This window comes from Pseudoalteromonas sp. 3D05 (assembly GCF_002723455.1).
GTDB lineage: Bacteria > Pseudomonadota > Gammaproteobacteria > Enterobacterales > Alteromonadaceae > Pseudoalteromonas.
Map to the genome: position 1 here is coordinate 1 of NZ_PDUS01000020.1, position 23,326 is coordinate 23,326.

Consider the following 23,326-nt stretch of genomic DNA (forward strand, 5'->3'; position numbering starts at 1 on the left):
CCGCTTGAATCGGCGGTGGTAGTTTTAGTCACACCGTCAATGCTGACCGTCACTGTTGCGCCTGATTCTGCCCCGTCACCTTGAATTAACACATCCTCATCTTCTGCGGCATTCACAATGCCGTCAATTTCAATCGGTGTCGAAATGCTGACAGCATTGGGCGCTGAGTTATCTAATGTGATGGATGTCGTTGCCGCCGTCGAGGTGTTACCTGCTGAGTCTGTTTGTGTTGCTGATACCGTGAGCGTGCCATTATTCAGCGCGCTAATGTCTAATTCGTTACCCGACAATGTCCAATTACCGCTTGAATCAGCTGTCGTGGTTTTAGCCACACCGTCAATGCTGACCGTCACTGTTGCGCCTGATTCTGCCCCGTCACCTTGAATTAATACATCACTGTCTTCCGCAGCATTCACAATACCATCGGTTTCAATAGGTGTCGTAATGGTAACAGCATTGGGCGCTGAGTTATCTAATGTGATGGATGTCGTTGCCGCCGTCGAGATGTTACCTGCCGCGTCACTTTGTGTGGCGCTCACACTGAGTGTGCCATCATTAAAGCTGCTGACATCAAACTCGCTGCCACTGAGTGTCCATGCACCTGAGCCGTCAGCAGCCACCGTGCGTGATTGGTTATTCGCACCATCGCTGATAGTGACCGTGACGCTGGTGTTGGCTTCTGCGCCCGAGCCTTGAATTAATACATCACCGTCTTCTACAGCATTCACAATGCCATCGGTTTCAATCGGTGTCGTAATGGTGACAGCATTGGGCGCTGAGTTATCTAATGTGATCGAGGTTGTTGCCGCCGTTGAAGTGTTACCTGCCGCGTCACTTTGTGTGGCGCTTACACTGAGTGTGCCATCATTAAAGCTGCTAACATCAAACTCGCTGCCACTGAGTGTCCATGCACCTGAGCCGTCAGCAGTCACCGTGCGCGATTGGTTATTCGCACCATCGCTGATAGTGACCGTGACGCTGGCATTGCCTTCTGCACCAGAGCCTGTAATTAGTACATCACTGTCTTCCGTGGCATTCACAATGCCGTCGGTTTCAATCGGTGTCGTAATGGTGACAGTATTGGGCGCTGAGTTATCTAATGTGATTGAGGTTGTTGCCGCCGTTGAGGTGTTACCTGCTGAGTCTGTTTGTGTTGCTGATACCGTAAGCGTGCCATTATTCAGCGCGCTAATGTCTAATTCGTTACCCGACAACGTCCAATTACCGCTTGAATCAGCTGTCGTGGTTTTAGCCACACCGTCAATGCTGACCGTCACTGTTGCGCCTGATTCTGCCCCGTCACCTTGAATGAATACATCACTGTCTTCCGCAGCATTCACAATACCATCGGTTTCAATAGGTGTCGTAATGGTAACAGCATTGGGCGCTGAGTTATCTAATGTGATGGATGTCGTTGCCGCCGTCGAGATGTTACCTGCCGCGTCACTTTGTGTGGCGCTCACACTGAGCGTGCCATTATTAAAGCTGCTGACATCAAACTCGCTGCCACTGAGTGTCCATGCACCTGAGCCGTCAGAAGTCACCGTGCGTGATTGGTTATTCGCACCATTGCTGATAGTAACAGTGATGCTAGCATTGGACTCTGCGCCAGAGCCTTGAATTAATACATCACCGTCTTCTGCAGCATTCACAATGCCATCGGTTTCAATCGGTGTCGTAATGGTGACAGTATTGGGCGCTGAGTTATCTAATGTGATAGATGTCGTTGCCGCCGTCGAGATGTTACCTGCCGTGTCGCTTTGTGTGGCGCTCACACTGAGTGTGCCATCATTAAAGCTGCTAACATCAAACTCGCTGCCACTGAATGTCCATGCACCTGAGCCGTCAGCTGTCACCGTTCGCGATTGGTTATTCGCACCATCGCTGATAGTGACCGTGACGCTGGCGTTGGCTTCTGCACCAGAGCCTGTAATTAGTACATCATTGTCTTCCGCAGCGTTCACAATACCGTCGGTTTCAATCGGTGTCGTAATGGTTACAGCATTGGGCGCTGAGTTATCTAATGTGATTGAGGTTGTTGCCGCCGTCGACGTGTTACCTGCTGAGTCTGTTTGTGTTGCTGATACCGTTAAGCTGCCGTTATTTAGCGCACTGATATCTAACTCATTACCGAGCAGTGTCCAAATACCACTTGAATCTGCAGTGATCGTTTTATTGATCCCTCCAATATTAACCGTAACTGCAGCGCCAGATTCAGCACCACTGCCCTGTACCAATACATCGCTATCCTCACTGGCATTAACATTACCATCGCCCTCAATAGGCGTAGTGATGCTAAGTGAGCTTGCACTTGTATCAATGTTAACATTTAGAGAGCTTGACGAAATGCTATTATTGCCAGCAAGATCAGTTGTAAAAGCACTAATCGAGTGTAAATTTGAAGACAACGCAGATGATGGTGTAAAACTCCACGTACCACCAGATGGCACAACCACAGATCCTAATACACCATCTTGATCTGAAGTGAGTGTAACCGTATCTCCAGCTGTAGCAGTCCCAACAAAAGTGGGCGTGGCATCAGTTGTAATATTGTCTGTATTTGAACTTCCGGTATCACTTGCACTGCTTAAATCAGGTGTACTTGACACACTTGGGATTATCGAATCTAACGTGATACTCAAACCGCTGGATATCGACGATATATTATTACTTGCATCCGTTGCAGTTGCCGTAAAGGTGTGAGTGGTGTTAGAAGTTAGTGTACTTGTTGTGATCTCCCACGTTCCACCCGTTGCAGTCCCTGTACCAATAACAGTGTTTCCAGTCACACTACTAAACAACTTAACCGTTGAGCCGGCTTCTGCAGAGCCCGACAATGTGGGGGTTGTATCATTGGTATAATTATCAGTATTTGAAGATCCACTATCTGATGCTGCATTCAAATCGAGTGACGTTGGTGCACTTGGCGCCACATCATCACTGATAGTAATAGTAAATGCCTCTTGGAATGAAGTACTGCCATCGTAAGATTGCACACAAACTATGTAGCTGCCTGCGCTAATTGTTGCTTGTGTTTCTATTATACTGCCGTTTATTTGGAAACTGCTGTTACCACTACTCGCTGTACACGTTCCACTTGTTGATGCTCCCACACTAACTAAAGTGTAAGTATGACTGTTATCATCAACATCGGTAGAGCTTAACGTTCCAACATCAGCACCAGCATTCGTATTTGATTGAGCCAAACTTGATGAAGATAACGTAATATCTGTCGGTGTATCATCAACAGCAGTAATTGTTACAATTGCTTGATTTGTGCCAGCACTATCAGACGTACCGTCATTAAAGGTGTAATCTAACGTAACACTACTTGAAGGATCTTCAGAGGTATTAGCATAAGTAAGAGACGAAATAACCGAATCAACAATACTTGATGTCGCACTGCTATTAAATGTGAGTTTAATAGTACCCGCAGAATTGGTTGTTACAGTACCTACTGATACACTATTATAAGTAAAACTATTACCTTGGGTCAGCGTTCCCAACAGACCGCTATTCGCAAATACATCAGCACTATTTGCACCACCACTTCTTGAAATTGTAAGACTTGCATTATTGTAATCGCCATTGCCACTATTGAGTGCGTCTAATTCAGTATCAGACACTGTCACGTCACTATCTATCGCAACAGCACTACCATTTTCAATAAACGTTGAACCGCCATTTAATGAAGAAAATACGGGTACACTATTACTAGCAATGAACGTGATCACCGTATTTGCACCACTATCAGCAACAGTAAATGCTAAATCTGCTGAAGGTGCGTTTGTCAGTGACAGTGTCAACTCGGATATATTAAAATCAGTCGCATCGGTATCAACTTCTAAGGTGCTTGAACCATTAAAACGTACGTTGTTAGTTGATAGCCCCGTAACGCCGGTTAACGTGATCATGTCCCCAATGGCTAAGTCTGCAATGGTATCACCAGAAAGATCTGACGTACTGCCTATAAAGTTGTCATTACCACCGTTCCCTGTCATTGAATCGGTGCCGCCACCAGGGCGGATGGTATCAGCGCCACTGCCACCAGTAAAAGTATCAGAGCCATTTAAATCTGCTGCTGAAATAGTTAACACGTCACCACTAAATGCACTCGCATCCAACGTAATTGTACCGGTGATCGCACTGCCTGTGGTATTGGTTATATCGACCGTGCCGCCATCTGATGCAAAATTATCCGTTAAAGTAATTGCAAAATTACTATTTGTTCCAATAGCTACACCTTCAACTGATGAAACCGATGTGCTGCTAAAATCAAACGTGCCGCCATCCATTAATTTCAGTGTTTCGTTGCCAGCACTACCGACCATTGACGTGCCAAAATCACCGATATTGCCAGCGTCGATAGCAACCGTTGCACCACTGCTTAAGCTCAAAGTACCAATATTAAAGTAACTACCACCAGAGACATCTGCTCCATTAGAGGCCGATACTCTATCAGTTTGACTGGTATCACCGGTTAGTGTGCCTATATAGGCACTTGAGCCTATATCAAATGTTATTGCATCTGTGGATGAAATAGCATCCACATTGGTGCTGCTTGAAACTGTAATGGTTCTAGTATTAGTGCTGTCATCACCCACGCTATAGCTTTCAACACCGGCTAAAGCAGTAAAATCACCATCTCCGCTAATGGTAATAGATTCTGAGCCAGACGCAGTTATTGTGCCACTAAACGCATTATGCTGACTTGCGGTCATACTAACTGAAGCACCTGATGCCAAAGTTAAATTACTTATGTTGCTTATGGTACCCGCTGATATATTTGCACCATTACTTAAACTCAGTGTATCTGAAACAGTATTGTCACCCGTAATGGTGCCCGTAAACGCAAGCGTGCCTAGATCAAACGTAATGGCATCGGTCGTCGATGTTGCAGTAACAGAATGCCCTGCACTGGTTACAGTCACCGACCGAGCGTTCGTACTGTCATCATTTAAAGTATAATTCTCAATGGCTGATACCGTACTCAAATTGCCATCACCAGAAACAGATACCGTTTCTGTGCCACTGCCAGATACGGTCCCTGTGAACCCTGACAGTTGGGCTGCGTTTATTGTCACAGTACCACCAGCAGCAACCGATAAATCCTCAAACCCGCTGACTGTTGCACCTGATATATTACCGCCGTTGGTAACAACCAAGGTATCTGTGCCACTTCCACCCGCTAAAGTACCCGTCGCACTCAACGCATTCACATTTACTGTGTCGTCACTACCACTACCCGTTAGGTTCTGTGACGCGCTGCCTAAGGTAAATGTATTCCCTGCTGACAATACATAGGTTTCAACTGCGCTATTCCCAGTTATGCCATCGGTCGCGGTGCTTATGGTGATTGAATCAGCGCCAGAAGCCGTTACCGTTGAAAAACTGTCGTGTTGCGCCTCAGTCATCGTCACTGAAGCACCACTGCTTAATGTTAAAGACTCGAACGCACTTACTGTGGCATTACTAATATTAGCACCAGTGCTCATTTGCAGTATGTCAGTACCGCCGCCGCCAGCAAGCGTCCCCGTAACACTTAAGCCTGCAATATTAACGGTATCAGCACTGCCACTTCCGGTAATATTTTGCGCTGCACTTGATAAAGTAATATTGAAAGCGGCATTTAAAACATACGTTTCTATGTCTGCATCTGCAATTACAGTGCTATCCCCATCGGCACTTGCCAAGGTAAATGTATTTGTGCCAGTCCCATTTATGGTTGTAAACGCATCGTGTTGTAACTCGCTAAGTGTTAACGAGCCGTTATTATAGGTAGAGAGCGTTTCAAAAGCGGTTAAACTGGTCAAGTGCGTGAGATCACTACCATCTATAACAATAATTTCATCTGTGCCGTCGCCACCTTGGGCTGTAGACCCAACAATATGACTCGCTGATGCTATAGTCAGTGTTTCATTGTCACTGCTGAAACTAATGGCTGGGCTTAAGTTGGCGCCCGATGTGGTATTAAATGATGCCCCGGTCGTACTGGCCGCTGTTACATTGGCTACACTAATAACAGCACTTCGTGACGCACTGTTGTCAGTTCCGTCGTTAACAACAACGCTCACCGTGCGCGACGTGGTATCCGGCGTCGAACTCGTATTATTGTAAGTTACAGCTTGTAAGAAAGCTGCAACCTCGGCTGTTGTAGCTGTTGCGCCCGTTATAGAGAGTGTATCTTGCAGTGTTATGTCAGAAGCGCCACTTACTCCTGTCAGCGCATTTTGCGCACTGGCTGATACATTAAGCCCTTCTGAAGCGCCATCTTGATCATTCGTTAAACTGACTGTAATTGTTGTTATTGTATCAGTATCCGTGACTGTTGGGCTTGTCATGAAGCTAACGGCACCAGACCCTTCAGAAAATGAAGCTGTGGTATCATTACCTGATGTACCACTATTTAAATCAACCACAGGTGCGGCGTTGATTGTAGTAAAATTAAAGGTGGTATCGTCACTAATGCCCGCAAAACTATTGCCTGCTGAGTCATCAACTGCCGTTGAATCTACTCGCACTGAATATTGATTACTGCCCGTTAAACTACTTGTCGGATTTATATAAATTTTGTCATTAGCGATGCCGATACGACCCGCGCTTGGGCTGGTCGTTGCGCCATCACTTTGCGTCGCAACATTAAACACCTCAAAGTTGCTGCTACCAGTGACATCGCGCACCGTTATATTGCCCGTACCCAGTGCAATATTTTCATCAAAATCAATAACAATGTTATTACTGACAGACACATCCGTGTCATCATCATTAGGCGTTGAATTACCACCGTCAAAACTAGGTGCGGTGACATCTGCAGTAGTAAAGTTAAATGTTGTATCGTCGCTAATCCCTGCAAAACTATTACCAGCAGAGTCATCAACTGCCGTTGAATCTACTCGCACTGAATATTGATTACTGCCCGTTAAACTACTCGTCGGATTAATATAAACCTTATCGTTTACAATACCAATGCGGCCCGCACTTGGGCTAGTGGTTGCGCCATCACTTTGTGCTGCAACATCAAATACCGCAAAGTTGCTGCTGCCAGTAACATCTCGGACCGTTATATTGCCTGTACCAAGTGCAATATTTTCGCTAAAGTCGATAATAATATCGTCACTAATTGGTACGTTGGTGGCATTGTCACTCGGCGTTGCGCTTGCACCATCAAACGTGGGCAAAGTTACGTCAACAGTAAAGCTCATAATAGCCAGTTCATTACTTGTGTTACCCGCAGCATCTGTAACAGTTACTGTACAATTACTATAAGTGCCATTTGCTAATGCACTACTATTATCAGTTTGCGTCAATATGATTGTTTGATTCCCTGTGCCACTTATCGTTGTTGACGTCGAAGTACCACAGCTTCCTCCCATCAAAAGCGTTCCTACTTCATCCGTACTGAAAATATAATTTGGGGTATTATCATTTGTGGGCGAAGCAACAGGTGTTACCTGACTGATAATCGGAGCCGTACTGTCAGCAGGACCATCATCAATAACGATATTAACTGGGGCGTGGCGGGGATCATAATCACTACCCATTCCCACTACAGGAAAATCAAAAGTTACCTTATCAACATTTTTAAAAAGGTCATCATTAAAGTCTGACGCTCGAGTCATGGTAAACGAGGAATTAACGGAGCCATTCGGAATAACAACGTTGCTAGTAACCATAAGGCTACCGTCTAAATAACCTTTCAACGTTACTGAGTCATTACCATTTTCTGTGGACGTTTGACGAAAAAATGTAAATGACTCTAAACTAAAGTTATCTCCATTTTCTTCGTAAAGCACCATGCCAACGCTAGTTCCCCCAGTTAAAACATTCGTGAGTGAAAAAGAATAAGCTGCTATGCCGTTAAAATACTGCCAGTCATTTATACTTGTATAGTCAGATGCCAAACCAGCGTCGAATATAAAACTAAAACCAGTAACATCGTTCACACCATTTTGCCCATCTTGCAAAAATTGCAATCCAGAGCCATTTCCAGCAGAAAAGTTTATTGTTTGTGCTGCTGCCCAAGCATCTATTGATAATGTATTAGCTGCACACGCGCCAATAAGCGTCATAGCCTTTGTGACTTTATTTAATTTCATCATATCAACCTAAATAATATTGAACTAAATATACTTTTTTTTTAGAGCAACTGGCGCAGCTCTGTGTTTACTTTTGCTTTTAAACTCGAGCTAAATAAGTATTGATTCCTTATATAACTCATCACTTGGGGAACCACGTATGGCAAAGTTGCTGTTGATTGTAAACTTTTGCTTCCATGCTGAAATGTCCCTGTGATATCCAATTATCATGCTACATTTCTTTGCAAATATTAATGCTAAATTCAGTTAAAAGCTTAGTTTAAAAGCTACAGGCCACAACTTTATTTTTCACTTATTTTATAGAGCTTTCAGTTTATTTGATTTATATCAAGCACCATAAAAACAATTATAAAAACAATTGCCTTACTAAATGCAGCTTTATTTTTATCCATACAATTTTGCTTTTTAACTTATTGCGCGTTATCACTTATTTATGGGGAATTACTACACAGGAACTGCATTAACTAAAAAACGACTGTAAACAATCTCGAAAGATACACATGCCCAAGCTAAACTTAATTAAAAAGGTGACTAAAAATGACACCCAAGCTCAACTAAAATCATAAAAAACTCAAAGGAATATACGTGCTTGATAAACTTTTTACGCCAGAACAACTTACACTGATATGCGCTGATCTAGCCCATTTACGCTTATTAGCTGATTTAAAACTGGCACCAACAATCCCTTACTTTGCTGAAAAGCCTTACCCTATTGGCCGATGTAGAGAAATTCGCGATGAAGTGTTTACACTATTGCAAACGGAATTACCTACCACAGACAAGCCTGGGCTTAACTTAATAAAAGATCTTATAGACCAAGGCAATCCTTTACAAAAAGCCTGGGGGTCACTGCGGGATGAGTACTTTCAAAATGCGTTTATACTTGGCCCTTGGTATATTGATGTATCTAACGATACAGTGCATGCCAATAAGCCAAGAGTAGAGATTTTGCCTTTAGCGACCTCAAACTTTACACCGATAAAGGATTTTGCTCAGTTTGTAAAAATAGCCTGTAGCTATTGGAAGGTTGATATTTACAGAAATGATGTATGCCCTGCGCTGGCTCCTTATATGCCACTTTTATGTGTTGGCACTAATGGCGCAAGTTGGCTTGGGGCAGCAAACGACGATATGCTAAATATTGCAATTAATAGCAATTTTGAAGAATCTAAACTTATTTTAAACGCTTTATCCACTGCCCCCGTACAAATTGTTAAGAAATGGCAGAAAGTCTTATCTGGTTATAGCCATGATAATTTATTAGCCCATGAAGGTGACCCCATTGTATATTGTGATATTTATGGGAAAGCCTCATCTAAACCTGATTTAGTAAAGCGAGATGCCGCTGTTATAGCTTACTCATCTTTACCAAAGTCAGTTTAATAAACACACTGATGTTATTTCACAATAGGCTACTCAACTGGCCTATATAAGACTATCAACATACGTTTAAGCCTTTGGCAATTATTGTAGGGGTTGTTTTTACTAATAAATTATACCTATTAATCGCTTTTTCATGACTAAACTAGGAAAAAGCTGCTATTGTTAACTTATCTTAAAATGACTTCAAGGACTGGATCATGGATCAACACACAGCACATGAGTATTTAACTAAAAAACCCTTGGTTATGGTTACCCAACCTTTTGGCCAAGAAGTTGACGTTTACAAGGTAAATCATAAAATGTTTGCCACATTATCCGTTGGTAATGAAGGACAAACAGATGAAGATGGCAACCCCGTTTGGTGGATGAACTTAAAATGCGACCCTGATGAGGCACAAGCATTACGTGATATTTTTCCTTCTGTGATACCTGGTTACCATATGAATAAACGGTTATGGAATACTGTTATTCTGGATGGTTCAGTTCCAAAGGGTGAAATTGAACGAATGATAGACAATTCCTTTGATTTGGTTGTATCTAATATGCCAGAAAAAGACCGTAAAGCTATCGAAGTTCACCTATAAAACGAGTATTGTGCTGAGTATAAAGCTCGGTGCAATGACTTATTTTGCTATGTCGTCTCAATTACCTTATCTTTACTAAGCTTTATTTTAGACATAAAAAAACGCACCTCAGGTGCGTTTTTTGTTTAGGTATACAACCCTAAGACGTTTTTCCGTCTTTTGGTTTTTCGTCTGTTTCTATCTCTTCAGTCTTAGGTGTTTCCACCGTTTCAACTTCTTCAACAACCACCTCTTCAGTAACTACTTCTTCTGCTGAAGAATCCGCCGTCACGTTTTGCTCTTCATTTACTGGAGTAGCAGGTTTAATCTGATAAAAACTCGCGCCTTTATCTGCCATATCAACCAATGTATCACATGGTGTAAATACAGGGTTGTAGTTAGCAAACGTCGCCATTTCTGAGCTTACTTTACTCGCGCCCAGTTTATCCATGTAACTAAATGGACCGCCTAAGAATGGTGGAAAGCCAATACCAAATATCGCACCAATGTCGCCGTCACGTGGGCTTGCAATAATGCCATCATCTAAACAACGCACGGCTTCGTTAAGCATTTGTGCTACACAACGCTTAGCAATTTCGCTTTTATTTAAGCGCGGCGATGGGCTGACACCTAGTAACTCGTAGATGGACTCATCCACTTTTTTGGCTTTTTTATCGTAGATATAAAAACCACGACCGGTTTTACGACCTAAACGTTTTGCATCAATTAAACGGCTAAATGCATCAGGGGCTTTAAAGCGCTCACCCAGTTCTTTTTCAAGAATTGGGGCTATTTTAGAGCCAATGTCGATACCTACTTCATCCAGTAGCGCCAATGGCCCAACAGGGAAACCAAACTCAACAAGTGCCGCATCAATTTTATCAATTGGCTCACCTGCAAGGAGTAAGTTAGCTGCTTCATTGACGTAAGGCGCTAAAATACGGTTTACGTAAAACCCTGCCATGTCTTTAACAACAATCGGTGTTTTACCCTGCTTACGGGCAAAGTTCACCACGCGAGCAATGGTTTCTTTTGACGTGCCCTCGTGCGGAATAATTTCAACCAGTGGCATTTTTTCAACTGGCGAGAAGTAATGCAAACCAATCACATTTTCAGGACGCGTGGCCTCTGCCGCTATTTGCGAAATAGGTAACGACGATGTGTTACTTGCAAAAATAGTGTTGTCTTGGCACTCACGCTCAATATCAGCGACCATACCTTGCTTTAAGCTTAAATCTTCAAATACCGCTTCAATAACAATATCAATATGCTTAAAGCCACTGTAGTTGGTGGTCCCGGTTATTTTGTTCATTGTTTGCTGTAAATCAGCTTTCGATAAAATACGGCGTTTTTGCTTTTTATCTAAAATTTTGTAGCTGTAATTCATGGCATTACTAATGCCCTGCTCTGCTACATCTTTAATACGTACTGGCACGCCCGCTTTAACAGCACTCACATGGGTAATACCTGCGCCCATTAAACCACCGCCTAATACCGCGGCTTTTTCAATGGCTGGAGCTTCATCGTTGCGCCACTCTTTTTTCATTTCAGTGGTCGCAAAAAAGATCCCACGTAGTGATTTTGATTCATCACTCATTACCAAGGTTGCAAAACCTTCGGCTTCTGTTTTGTAGGCTTTTAATTCATCAAGCTCAACACTTGCACGCACTGCTTTGATGATTGCCAACGGTGCTGGGTAATGACCGCCAGTTTTCTTCAGTACGTTTTCTTGGGCTTTTTTAAAGATGATATTACGGCCAAATGGGTTTGACTCAAGCAATTGACTAATACGATCAAGCTTTGGTTTTGGCGCTTTTGCTTTGCCTTTTAAAGCAAACTCTTTCGCCACACGAAGTAACACTGTCTGCGGTACGCAGTCATCAACTAAACCCGCTTTTTTAGCTTGTTTAGCACGAACCTGCTTACCTGTTAGCATCCACTCAAGGGCTTTTTGAAGACCAACTAATTTTGGTAAACGTTGTGTGCCACCGCCACCAGGTAATAAACCAAGCTGCACTTCCGGCAAACCTAATTTAGTAATATCGCTGTTTGAACATACGCGATAATCACACGCTAGTGCAAACTCTAAACCACCACCGAGTGCCGCACCGTGTATAGCGCTGACTGTTGGAAATGGTAGTTTTTTCATATCAAAAAACGCGCGATGGCATAGCTCACTGATAGCCAATGCATCTTCGCGTTTTTCAACGTTATCGAGCATTTTCACATCAGCACCGGCGATAAAGTTATCGCTTTTACCGCTGATAAATACCATACCTTTTACAGCTTGTTGTTTCGCATCATCAAGCAGCGCTTTTAGATCGTCGGCAAAGGTATCGCGCAGGGTGTTCATTTTCTCACCCGGCACATCAATAGTAACAACGGCCAAGCCGTCTTCAATTTCTAAACTAAATACTGAATCTGTCATTACGCACTCTCCAATACAAAGGCTGCACCTAAACCACCCGCCGCACAAGCAGTAGTCAGGGCTAAACCACCGCCACGGCGGTTAAGTTCGTGTAAGCTTTGAGTGATAAGTCGTGCGCCAGTTGCTGCAAATGGGTGTCCATATGCAAGCGATCCGCCCATCACGTTAAACTTATCCATGTTAATTTCACCAATGGCTTTACTACGGCCAAGTTTTTCTTGGGCAAACTTATCTGAAGCAAACATTTTCATATTAGCCAATGTTTGCGCTGCAAATGCTTCATGCATTTCAATTAGATCAAGGTCAGCAAGTGTGATACCCGCTCTATCAAGCGCGATAGGTGTTGAATGAGCCGGCCCCATTAGCATGTCTTCATGCACACCAATAGCTGAAAAAGCAAAGCTACGTACATAACCTAAAATATTGTAGCCTAACGCTTTTGCTTTACTTTCGCTCATCATCAGTACAGCTGCTGCACCATCGGTTAATGGCGTAGAGTTTGCTGCGGTTACTGAACCATGTTGACGGTCAAAGGCTGGCTTTAATTTAGCATAACCTTCAACGGTTGAGTTATGGCGAATATTGTTATCTTGCTCGATAAAGCTTTTATATGGTGGCAAATGCGCTGTCATTACTTCTTCAGCTAATTTGCCATCTGCCCATGATTGGCTGGCAAGCGAGTGCGAACGGTGCGCTAATGCATCTTGATCAGCACGGCTAATATTATGAGTTTTGGCCATTTGCTCAGCTGTTTGGCCCATCGATAAACCCGTTGAATACTCGGCCACAGCTGGCGGTACTGGCATTAAATCTTTCAAACGCAGTTTTGAAAATATTTTTAAACGCTGGCTAAAAGTACGTGCTTTGTTTAAATCAACTAAGCTACCAGCTAGTTTTTTGCTTACACCAATAGGTAACACTGATGAAGAATCCGCACCTCCGGCAACACCTACTTGGACAGAGCCTGCCATAATTGACTCAGCAACATTCGCAATGGCCTGAAAACTAGTCGCACATGCACGTGACACTGAATAAGCATCAACTGATACCGGCATACCAGTGCCTAACACAATTTCGCGGGCAATATTTGGCGCTTCAGGCATTTGTACTACTTGGCCAAATACCAGTTGGTCAATTTCTGACTTGTCAAAATTCAATCGCTCTAGCATTTCATTAACTACTAGCTTACCCATGTCCAAAGCTGGAACGTGGTGAAATGCAGTTGCTTGTTTTGCAAACGGTGTACGTAAGCCACTAACGATGGCGATACGGTCGCCCTTTGCTGTTTTAAGTATGTTTTGCTCAGACATTTATGCTCTCCCGCTGACAGGTCTGACCTGTTTGTTTTCCTCGATTCTAAACAACCCGTGTACTAAAGCCAATAGAGAATTTGAAAATAGTATAATTAGTTACCAACCATAGGCTTTTTTTAACCTGTTTACAAAATTATCCTTTATTTATATGTTAGGGTAAAAATCGTTAAAAAATAACGAACTATTTTGAAAATGATAGTCTAACACTTGGGTTATGGCATCCTAGCCCATATTACTTATTAAGCTTTTTTAAACCCGTGCTAACGAGGATACTCTTTTTATTATGGCCGCTAACGCTTTTTCACAACTAAAAACTTACTTAGACAGCCAAATTATTGGTCAGCCAGAATTAACTCAAGCATTGCTGATTGCCATCTTAGCCGATGGTCATCTATTAGTAGAAGGCCCGCCAGGGCTTGCAAAAACGCGCGCCGTTAATGCATTAGCAAAAGGTGTAGAAGGCTCATTTCAACGCGTACAATTCACGCCAGATTTATTACCAGCCGATGTCACCGGTACTGATATTTATCGTCAACAAACCAGTGAGTTTGTGTTTGAGAAAGGGCCGTTGTTCCATAACCTAATATTAGCCGATGAAATAAACCGTGCCCCTGCAAAAGTACAATCAGCATTGCTAGAAGCCATGGCCGAGCGCCAAGTTACTGTAGGCAAAAATACCTACCCACTGTCAGATTTATTTATGGTAATGGCCACGCAAAATCCGCTTGAGCAAGAAGGCACGTACCCACTACCTGAAGCCCAACTTGACCGCTTTTTAATGCACTTGAGCATTAACTACCCAGGTGCCGAACATGAACGTGATATTTTACGACTTACCCGTGGTGAAGCATTAAGTGAACATCAAGCGCCAGCACAACAAATAAGCCAAGCTGATTTATTTGCCGCACGTAAAGAAATTTTAGGCTTATACCTTGCTGAGCCCCTTGAGCAATATTTAGTGCAGCTTATTATTGCTACCCGTGAAGGTGGCGAGCTAGATGAACAACTAGGCCGCTGGATTGAATATGGCGCAAGTCCACGTGCCACAATCGCACTTGATAAATGTGCACGCGCACACGCTTGGCTAAATGGCCGTGACTTTGTAGCACCTGATGATATTCAAGCTGTGCTACACAATGTATTACGTCACCGTATTATTTTAAGTTATGAAGCCCAAGCAGATGGCGTAACAAAAGATCAGGTGATCAGCCGTATTTTAGAACTTGTTGCTGTACCCTAAATTATGCAAAGCGAATTAGATAATCAAAGCTGGCTCAAAACCAGCCATAGCCATGGCGTAAATTTAGCGTTAAAAGAGCTAATGTATTACAAAGCGAAGGCGCGGCTGTTAGAGCTTACACCGAAAGTAAAAATCAAAAACAGCTTAGCGGGGCAATACCTTGCACCGCATAAAGGCCGCGGTATGGAATTTGCCGAAGTACGTCATTACCAACAAGGTGATGATATTCGCTCAATTGACTGGCGCGTTACTGCACGCACAGGCGAAACCCACACTAAGCTGTTTCAGGAAGAAAAAGAACGCCCTGTTTTTGTTTTTACCGATTTTTCTAACTCCATGCTATTTGGCTCAAAGTTATTATTAAAGTCAATTCAAGCCGCGCACATTAGTGCATTAGTTGCATGGTCAGCCTGCCAACGCGGTGACAGAATTGGTGGTGTTGTATTTAATCAACATGGTCATTTAGAGCTAAAACCCAGCGCCAGAGAAAAAGCGGTGTTAAAGCTGTGCCATAATCTATGTGATAGCCACCAACAAGCGCTTACGCAAATTGATCAACCAGCAAAAAATAACTTTAGCGATAATTTAAAACGCCTTAACCATTTAGCCAAACCCGGCAGCCTTGTTTATTTAATCTCAGATTTTAGTGCATTAGATGATGCCAGCTTTAAGCAACTTGAAATATTGAGTCGCCACTGTGAGCTGATCGGCTGCCACATTAGCGATCCATTTGAACATCAGCTTCCAGCATTTAAACAAACAGTAACAGTAAGCGCCAATGGTAACGAATTTGCGCTGCCATTAATGGACAAGGGCTTTCGCGACAGCTTTGCAAAAACAGCTGAGCTGGCCTTTACAATTCGAATGGATAGACTGACGAAGTCAGGCTTAAATTTAATATCATTTGATGCAGCCTCCCCACTCGAGCTGCAATTAGTGAGAAAGTAATATGCAAGCATCTCCTTTAGATGGCCTTAACGATGTCATTGTGCCAGACCAAGTGGCTTGGTGGCCACTCGCCCCTATTTGGTGGGTTATTATCGCAGTTACAGTAGTGGCCGCTACTTTATTAGTCATAAAGCTATACCGTAACAGCCAGTTTAAAAAAGCAAAACGTTACGCCATTACACGCAGTGATACTGTGTCAAACGACTGCGCGGCGTTACATATACTGATCAAACGCCTTGTCTTACATTATTACAGTGCTGAACATGCAAGTTCATCAACCAAAAACTGGTGTAAGACATTAAATAAACTCACTGAACAGCAGTTTAGTGAACAAGAAATAATGAGTTTATACCAAGCAAATAATACACAACCTGAACTAGCCGCGAAATTAAAAGCGGGTATAAAACAGTTTAAACTAAAGGAGTCGCTAAATGTTTGAGTTTAGTTGGCCATGGCTGTTCCTTTTGCTACCGCTGCCTTTATTAATACGGTTTTTACAACCCGCTAAAGATGAATCGCAGGCTCGGCTACGTATACCCGGTTTTGCGAAACATAATTTAACAAGCCAAGGAGCTGTAAAGCATGCCCGTGGTGTTAGTTTTACTGAATGGCTAATCTGGGCACTTTTAGTCTGCGCAGTTGCAAACCCAACATGGCTTGATGACCCAATCACTTTGCCAAATGAAGGGCGTGACATTATGCTCGCGGTGGATTTGTCAGGCTCAATGAAAGAGCAAGATATGGCCTACCAAGGTCAATATGTAGACCGCTTAACCATGGTTAAAGCTGTATTAAGTGAGTTTATAGAGCAGCGCCAAGGTGACCGGCTAGGGCTTATTTTATTTGGCGATACCGCCTTTTTACAAACTCCCTTAACACGTGATGTAAAAACAGTGAGCCAGATGCTTTCAGAGGCGCAAATTGGCTTAGTTGGGCGTGCCACCGCCATTGGTGATGCACTCGGTTTATCAGTCAAGCGTTTTGCAAATAAAGACGAAAGTAATCGAATTGTTGTGCTACTTACTGACGGTCAAAACACTGCCGGTAATTTAGACCCTGACGAAGCTTTGCTTTTAGCTCGCGAAGAAGGCATAAAAGTCTATACCATAGGTGTTGGCTCAGATAACCCCCGTGGCTTTAGTTTATTTAACATGGGAAGCAGTGGCAGCAGCTTAGATGAAAGTTTACTTACGCGTATTGCAGAACAAACCGGCGGGTTATATTTTCGTGCTAAAGATGTGGCAGGCCTACAACAAATTTACCAAGAGCTCGATAAACTCGAACCCATTAGCGCTGATGAACAAACTTTTAGGCCCCAAAGTTCACTCTTTTATTTACCATTATTAGTCGCGCTACTGATTATCAGCCTTCGTGTTATGCTGATCACTGGCCGCGCTTTTAGGCAGGAGGTCTAATGGACTTTGAATTTATACGCCCCACTGTTTTATGGCTACTAATCCCAGTTATTGCACTCTTTATGGTTGCATTAATTAAACATAAAAAAACGGGCCAAGGCGAGTTAATAGCCCCGCATTTAGCTCACTTTGTTATGAACAAAAAAAATCAAACCACAGGGCAGCCTATGTGGTTTGTTGCACTTTTTTGTGTTTTAGGTGTGATTTTTAGCGCAGGACCTAGCTTTGAAGAAAAGCAGGTGCCTGTATTTCAGAGTAAGAATGCCCGCGTTATTGTGATGGATATGTCGTTATCTATGTACAGCACCGACATTGCGCCAAACAGGCTTGTTCAAGCACGATTTAAAGCTCTTGATATGGTCCAATTATTTAAAGAAGGTGATACAGCACTGGTCGCTTATGCAGGCTCTGCCTTTACAATTTCACCGTTAACGAATGATGCTACAACGCTTGAGAATTTAATCCCGAGCCTAAGCCCCGACATCATGCCAGACAAAGGCTCAAACGTGCTGGCAGGCCTTGATCAAGCAAAAGAGTTATTAACTCAAGCAGGTTACCTCGAAGGCGATATTATTTTGATAACAGATGGTGTCGAACAAAATGAGCTCTCTGACATTAATCAGTTTAGTAGCTCTAACCGTTATCGGTTAAATGTTTACGGTGTAGGCACTGAACAAGGCGCTCCCATCAAATTACCTGAAGGTGGATTTATTAAAGATAATTATGGCCAAATTGTGGTGCCTACACTCAATGTGTCACAATTGTCAGCGATAGCACGCAACAGTGGCGGACACTTTGCACTTTACCAGCCTAGCAACACTGATATCGCCGTATTTGCACCAAGCGCGAATACAGAATTGCTTAAAGACGAAAAGCAAAGTAAGGCGCTTTGGCGAATTGATGCTGGCATGTACGGATTGATCATGTTGTTGCCTATGATGGTTTGGATCTTCCGAAAAAGCGTACTTGTCGGCGTTTTTGCATTAGTTAGCTTTCTACCAACAGATACCGTATACGCCGTTGAACTTCCAAGCATATTTAAAAACCAAGATCAACGCGCATTAGAGGCCTATCAGCAAGGCGAATATGAGCAAGCCGCAGCCGCTGCTAATTCAAACCAACTCAAAGGAGCAGCGCTGTATCAGCAAGGTAACTTTGATGCCGCATTGGATGCATTTAGCCAAGATAAAAGTGCAAATGGATTTTACAATTATGGCAATGCTTTAGCTAAAGCTGGGCAACTTGATGAAGCGATTGACGCTTATAAACAAGCGCAAAACCTAAAACCCGATTTTCCATACGCTAAAGAAAACCAAACTTTAGTGGAGCAGCTGAAAAATCAACAGCAACAACAAAATCAAGACTCGCAAGACGGTGAACAAGGCGAAAATCAAGAGCAGCAAAACGAGCAAGGTCAGAATCAGCAAAATCAAGATGGTTCACAACAAGATGAACAATCAAAGCAAGACTCACAATCACAACAAGGCGAGCAATCTGACCAGCAAGATAAGTCACAAGACGGTGAACCTTCTGGACAGCAAAGTGGTGAGCAAAACAAACCTGATATGCAAGCCGAGCCTGAGCAAGCACAGCAAAGCGAATCAAATGATTCACAACAAACACCAAACGAAGAACAGCCTGAACCAAGTGAGCAAGCTCAGCCACAAATGAGCCCTGAGCAACAAAAACAGGCTGAAGAATCTGCAAAGCAACAGGCAATGCAAGCACAAACCGCTCAGCTAACAAATGAAGAAAAAGAAAAAGCCCAGCAACTTAATCAATTGCTGCGTAAAGTACCCGACGATCCTGCTATTTTGTTACGTAACAAAATGCAATTAGAAGCACAAAAACGAAACTATCAACGTCGTCCACAAGGAGTCGAAAAATCATGGTAATGCGATTATTTTGCTGTTTATTGCTTATCAGCGCTATGCCCCTGTGGGCTATGACCCAACTGCAAGCCAGTGTTGACAAAAACCCTGTATTAGCAGGTGAATTTTTTATGCTCACAATCACTGCTGATGACACAATAAAGAACGATCAGCCTGATACCTCGGCTTTACTCAAAGACTTCGTTGTCGGCCCAATGAGCGTGAGTACACGCACAAATATTGTTAATGGCAGTATTTCAAAACAAACCAATTGGTCTGTTAAGCTTATGACCCGAGATGCAGGCGACTATACGATCCCGTCGTTTAATGTTGCAGGCATTAGTTCTGAGCCTATCGCATTAAAAGTGGCAGAGCGAAGTAAAGAAACAGAACAAAATAATGATATTTTTATAAAGTCATCTATGTCATCAGACTCTTTGTTCGTGCAAGAAGCTGGGGTTTACACTGTTAAACTCTACCTTGCCAAAGAGCTACTTGATGGTAATTTGACCGCCCCGACGATGCCAGATGCGCAGCTTAGCCAAATAGGTAAACAGCAAGAAGAATATGAATTGGTTGACGGCAAACGCTATTTAGTGATTACTCGAGAGTACTTAGTACAACCGCAGAAAAGTGGTGTCTACACGATAGATGCACCGGTTTTCCAAGGCCGTATACGTCAAAATTATCGCCAATTAGAAGTCTCAGCTATGGGTGACAGTACCACAGTTGAAATTAAGCCTATTCCAAGTGACTACCAAGGTGCATGGTTGCCCAGTGAATTAGTTAATTTAGATGAACAATGGCAGCCAGATAGCGATACTGTCGAAGTTGGTACGCCAATCACTCGTACTCTAACACTTACCGCTCTGGGGATAACTAAAGAGCAGCTCCCTGATATTGAGCTGGCCGAGGTGCAAGGGATCCGTAGCTACCCGGATGAAAAAGAAAATAATCACCTTGTGCGTGATGGCCGTGTTATTTCCCAACAAACCGCTTCATATGCATTGTTGCCACAAACACCGGGCACCTATACTTTGCCTGAAGTCAGTGTCCCTTGGTACAACACAAAGATTAAACGTATTAGTTACGCAACATTACCTGCACGCACAATTACTGTAACAGCAAGCAGCCTGAACGCAACTGTACCTGCTCCTGCGCAAACACAACCGATCACTGAACAACCCCTAGCAGAACGTGTTCAGACTGTTAAAATCAATAACACCCCACTATGGCTTATTATTGCATGCGCTATTGGTTACTTACTGTGGTTAATTACGCTTGTTTTATGGTGGAACAACAGAGCCACACCTTTATCAGGTAAATTACATACCAAAACAACAGAGGATGATAGTTCAGCCGCCTCATTAGCACGGTTAAAAACACAGAGTAAAAAGGCAGATTTATCTGCATTTCACCATGAGCTCAACTGTTATGCCAAGCTAGTAACTCAACAACCACACAACGCGATAGATGTGCTTACACAACAAATCAATGACCAACAACTTACACTACAAGTAGCTAAATTAAGAGCAGCGCTCTATAGTTCAACTGAAAGCACTGTTGAATTGGCAGAAATATTAAAAGTATTAGAGGCAAATAAAAATAATAAACGGACAAATCAGCACACAGCATTAAAAGGACTTTATTAATTTAATCAATTGCTTGCATATTTAATATGCAAACTAAAGACTCCTTAATATAAAAAAGAGCTTATGCCGGGAAATAATAATTCTAAAAGTCAGGTCTTAGTTGATATGACAGAGAAAAAAGCACGCTATGAAAAACTTGTTCATGTTTATCATAGCGAATTATATCGCTTTGCCTATTGGTTATGTCGCGACCCTAATATTGCTGAAGACCTTGTCCAAGAAACGTTTTTACGTGCTTGGCGTGCGCTTGATTCATTATTAGACCAAAAAGCAGCTAAACCATGGCTATTAACGATTTTGCGCCGTGAAAATGCACGACGTTTTGAACGAAAACAGTTTGATTACAGCGATGTAGAAAATGATACGCTGGTCGATGAAAAAAGCGTAACGCTAGATGATGAAGTAGAGCAAGCAATCGTTCAGCGTCAAATAGCTAAACTACCTGATGAATACAAAGAGCCGTTACTACTTCAAGTAGTCATGGGCTGCTCAGGGGAAGAAATAGCTAATATATTAGATTTAAATAAAAACACGGTTATGACTCGCCTCTTCCGTGCAAGAAACCAACTGAAAGAGGCACTTAGCCGTAATGATGAACAACTTAAAGGGGCATCAAAATAATGGATGATCTCGAGTTTCGTCGCCGAGTAATCGCACAACCTCATAATGAGGAGCAGGATATTGCTGACTATGCAAAACAAGATCCTGAACATCAACAGTTCATCGAGCAAATGCAAGAACTTGATGATTCATTAACTCAAGCATTGGATATTCCCGTGCCTAAAGGGTTGGCTGATCGTATTTTGGCTAATACACCCGAATTTAACGATGAGTACAATACGCCTAGTAACGAAAGCCAAGTAAATGAGGCCGCTGAAGATAACGTTATCAATGCACAATCGCGGTTTAAACTTGGTGGTACACCACTCGCTATGGCGGCATCATTACTTGTCGCTATTGGTGCTTTCTTTTTTACCAGTAGCGAGCATAACGTTGCATATGGTGCTGGAGAACATGCACTGACACACATATACCATGAGATTAACTCACTGGAAAAAACTAACGAAATAAGCCTACAAACTGTAAACGAAAAATTTGCCGAACTCGGTGGAAAATTAGATGAGCTACCAGGTAAGGTGACTTATTTAATGTTTTGCGATTTTAAAGGTCAACGTGGTTTACACTTAGTATTCGAATCTGACTATGGGCCAATGACCGTGTTTATTGTACCGTCTAAAGCGCAGTCTTTCGGTATTGGCGACAATGATTTTAGCGATCAGCGTTTTGCAGGTCATATTGATCGCGGCCCTGACGCTGATACGATCTTAGTGGCTAGTTTAGGCGCGCCTGTTGACCAATATACTAGCCGTATTAATAGTGCCATCCGCTGGTTGCATTAAAAACCAATATTGCTGCCACTTATTTAAAGTGGCAGCAGAGCATTTTTCAATCTACAAATGTGTTAAATATCAGCAAACGCGCCCTGTTCGTTTAGTTTTCATGCCATTTCCACTTGTACCTATTTATCCAATCATTGAACTGATTTAGAATCTGCTTTCTAAATTTTTTGAGGATATTCATGAAAAACCTGATTGTTATTTTGTCTTTACTGACACTGTTATTTACTACAAGCTTTGATGTAGAAGCGCGTAAAAAGTTTGGTAGTAAAAAACGTGGTAAAACACCAGAAACTCAACAAACAGCACAAAAACAACAAACTGATACAAAGACAATTGCCCCCGCCACTAAGCCTAAATCAAACAAGAAAGGGATCATGGCCGGTATTTTTGGTGGGCTATTAGCGGGCGGTTTGATTGCCGCGATGCTGGGCGGTGACTTTGAAGGTATGCAACTATTTGAAATATTGTTACTCGCAGCGATTGGGTTTATTATTTTTAAAATAGTGATAGGTATTATACGCCGTAAAAATACCCCGGCTTATGCTCACGCTGGGCAAAATACCCCACAAATGAAGCAAAACGATACTGCTCAAGCCAGTTCAACTGGTTTTGGTCAAACAAGCAATGTGCCATTTAACCTTCCACCTAACTTTGACACTAGTGGCTTTCTACAAGGTGCTCGTAGCCATTACCACACCCTACAAACAGCGTGGAACAATGCTGACTTTAGCACAATGGCAGAATACCTAAGCCCAGAGCTTGTTGAAGAATTTAAAGCAGAACGTGAAGCGATTGAGAGCGTAGCAACAGAAGTGATGTTTATTGATGCAGAGCTCGTACGCGCTGACACTGACGCACAAAAATGGCAAGTAAGTGTTCGCTTTAAAGGTAAGTACCGCGACTTAGGTGATAAAGAAGAGCATGCAATTTTAGAGATCTGGCATTTAGAACGTGCAACTAGCGATGATTCACCTTGGTTGATCGTCGGTGTTGAAGATTTAATCGACGCATAATTTA

General features: G+C 42.8%; 14 protein-coding genes. 11 read left to right on the plus strand and 3 right to left on the minus strand.

Features of this window, described 5'->3' with window-relative positions; all coding sequences use genetic code 11:
• Window positions 1-8,099 (minus strand): Ig-like domain-containing protein (locus CSC79_RS16710; protein ID WP_180270452.1); only part of this gene is annotated, 8,099 nt, incomplete at its 3' end.
• A 582-nt stretch (window positions 8,100-8,681) separates the two neighbouring features.
• Between CSC79_RS16710 and CSC79_RS16715 the strand changes: the two genes are divergently transcribed.
• Complete coding sequence (locus CSC79_RS16715) at window positions 8,682-9,479, plus strand: hypothetical protein (RefSeq protein ID WP_099296886.1); 798 nt, start codon at window positions 8,682-8,684, stop codon at window positions 9,477-9,479.
• Between the two features lie 197 nt (window positions 9,480-9,676).
• Window positions 9,677-10,063 carry an MmcQ/YjbR family DNA-binding protein gene (locus tag CSC79_RS16720; protein WP_099296887.1) on the plus strand — a complete coding sequence of 129 codons (387 nt, stop codon included), beginning with the start codon at window positions 9,677-9,679 and terminating at the stop codon, window positions 10,061-10,063.
• A gap of 139 nt (window positions 10,064-10,202) precedes the next feature.
• Here the strand turns inward: CSC79_RS16720 and fadJ are convergent, their stop codons facing one another.
• Entirely contained in the window at window positions 10,203-12,470 is a 2,268-nt protein-coding gene (gene fadJ, locus CSC79_RS16725; RefSeq protein ID WP_099296888.1) for a fatty acid oxidation complex subunit alpha FadJ, read from the minus strand.
• Entirely contained in the window at window positions 12,470-13,780 is a 1,311-nt protein-coding gene (fadI, locus tag CSC79_RS16730; protein ID WP_099296889.1) for an acetyl-CoA C-acyltransferase FadI, read from the minus strand. Before fadI ends, fadJ begins: the two co-directional genes overlap by 1 nt.
• 286 nt (window positions 13,781-14,066) lie before the next feature.
• On the opposite strand from fadI, the gene CSC79_RS16735 reads away from it, so the two are divergent.
• The 9 genes from CSC79_RS16735 to CSC79_RS16775 all read left to right on the plus strand — a co-directional run bounded on the left by CSC79_RS16735 (window position 14,067) and on the right by CSC79_RS16775 (window position 23,322).
• Entirely contained in the window at window positions 14,067-15,023 is a 957-nt protein-coding gene (locus tag CSC79_RS16735) for a MoxR family ATPase (protein ID WP_099296890.1), read from the plus strand.
• A 3-nt stretch (window positions 15,024-15,026) separates the two neighbouring features.
• Window positions 15,027-15,971 carry a DUF58 domain-containing protein gene (locus tag CSC79_RS16740; RefSeq protein WP_099296891.1) on the plus strand — a complete coding sequence of 315 codons (945 nt, stop codon included), beginning with the start codon at window positions 15,027-15,029 and terminating at the stop codon, window positions 15,969-15,971.
• 1 nt (window position 15,972) lies between these two features.
• A complete protein-coding gene (locus CSC79_RS16745) occupies window positions 15,973-16,410 on the plus strand; it encodes a DUF4381 domain-containing protein (protein ID WP_099296892.1) in 438 nt (145 codons plus the stop codon).
• A complete protein-coding gene (locus CSC79_RS16750) occupies window positions 16,403-17,386 on the plus strand; it encodes a VWA domain-containing protein (protein ID WP_099296893.1) in 984 nt (327 codons plus the stop codon). Before CSC79_RS16745 ends, CSC79_RS16750 begins: the two co-directional genes overlap by 8 nt.
• Window positions 17,386-19,281: a VWA domain-containing protein gene (locus CSC79_RS16755; RefSeq protein WP_099296894.1), complete on the plus strand. Its 1,896-nt coding sequence runs from the start codon at window positions 17,386-17,388 to the stop codon at window positions 19,279-19,281. Before CSC79_RS16750 ends, CSC79_RS16755 begins: the two co-directional genes overlap by 1 nt.
• The gene (locus CSC79_RS16760) at window positions 19,275-20,909 is read left to right on the plus strand and encodes a BatD family protein (protein ID WP_099296895.1); all 1,635 of its coding nucleotides are present in this window, start codon (window positions 19,275-19,277) and stop codon (window positions 20,907-20,909) included. Before CSC79_RS16755 ends, CSC79_RS16760 begins: the two co-directional genes overlap by 7 nt.
• Before the next feature lie 63 nt (window positions 20,910-20,972).
• Complete coding sequence (locus CSC79_RS16765; RefSeq protein WP_099296896.1) at window positions 20,973-21,530, plus strand: sigma-70 family RNA polymerase sigma factor; 558 nt, start codon at window positions 20,973-20,975, stop codon at window positions 21,528-21,530.
• Complete coding sequence (locus tag CSC79_RS16770; protein WP_099296897.1) at window positions 21,530-22,309, plus strand: DUF3379 family protein; 780 nt, start codon at window positions 21,530-21,532, stop codon at window positions 22,307-22,309. The genes CSC79_RS16765 and CSC79_RS16770 overlap by 1 nt, the downstream gene beginning before the upstream one ends.
• 179 nt (window positions 22,310-22,488) lie before the next feature.
• Window positions 22,489-23,322: a Tim44-like domain-containing protein gene (locus CSC79_RS16775; protein WP_099296898.1), complete on the plus strand. Its 834-nt coding sequence runs from the start codon at window positions 22,489-22,491 to the stop codon at window positions 23,320-23,322.
• The last annotated feature ends 4 nt before the right edge of the window (window positions 23,323-23,326 follow it).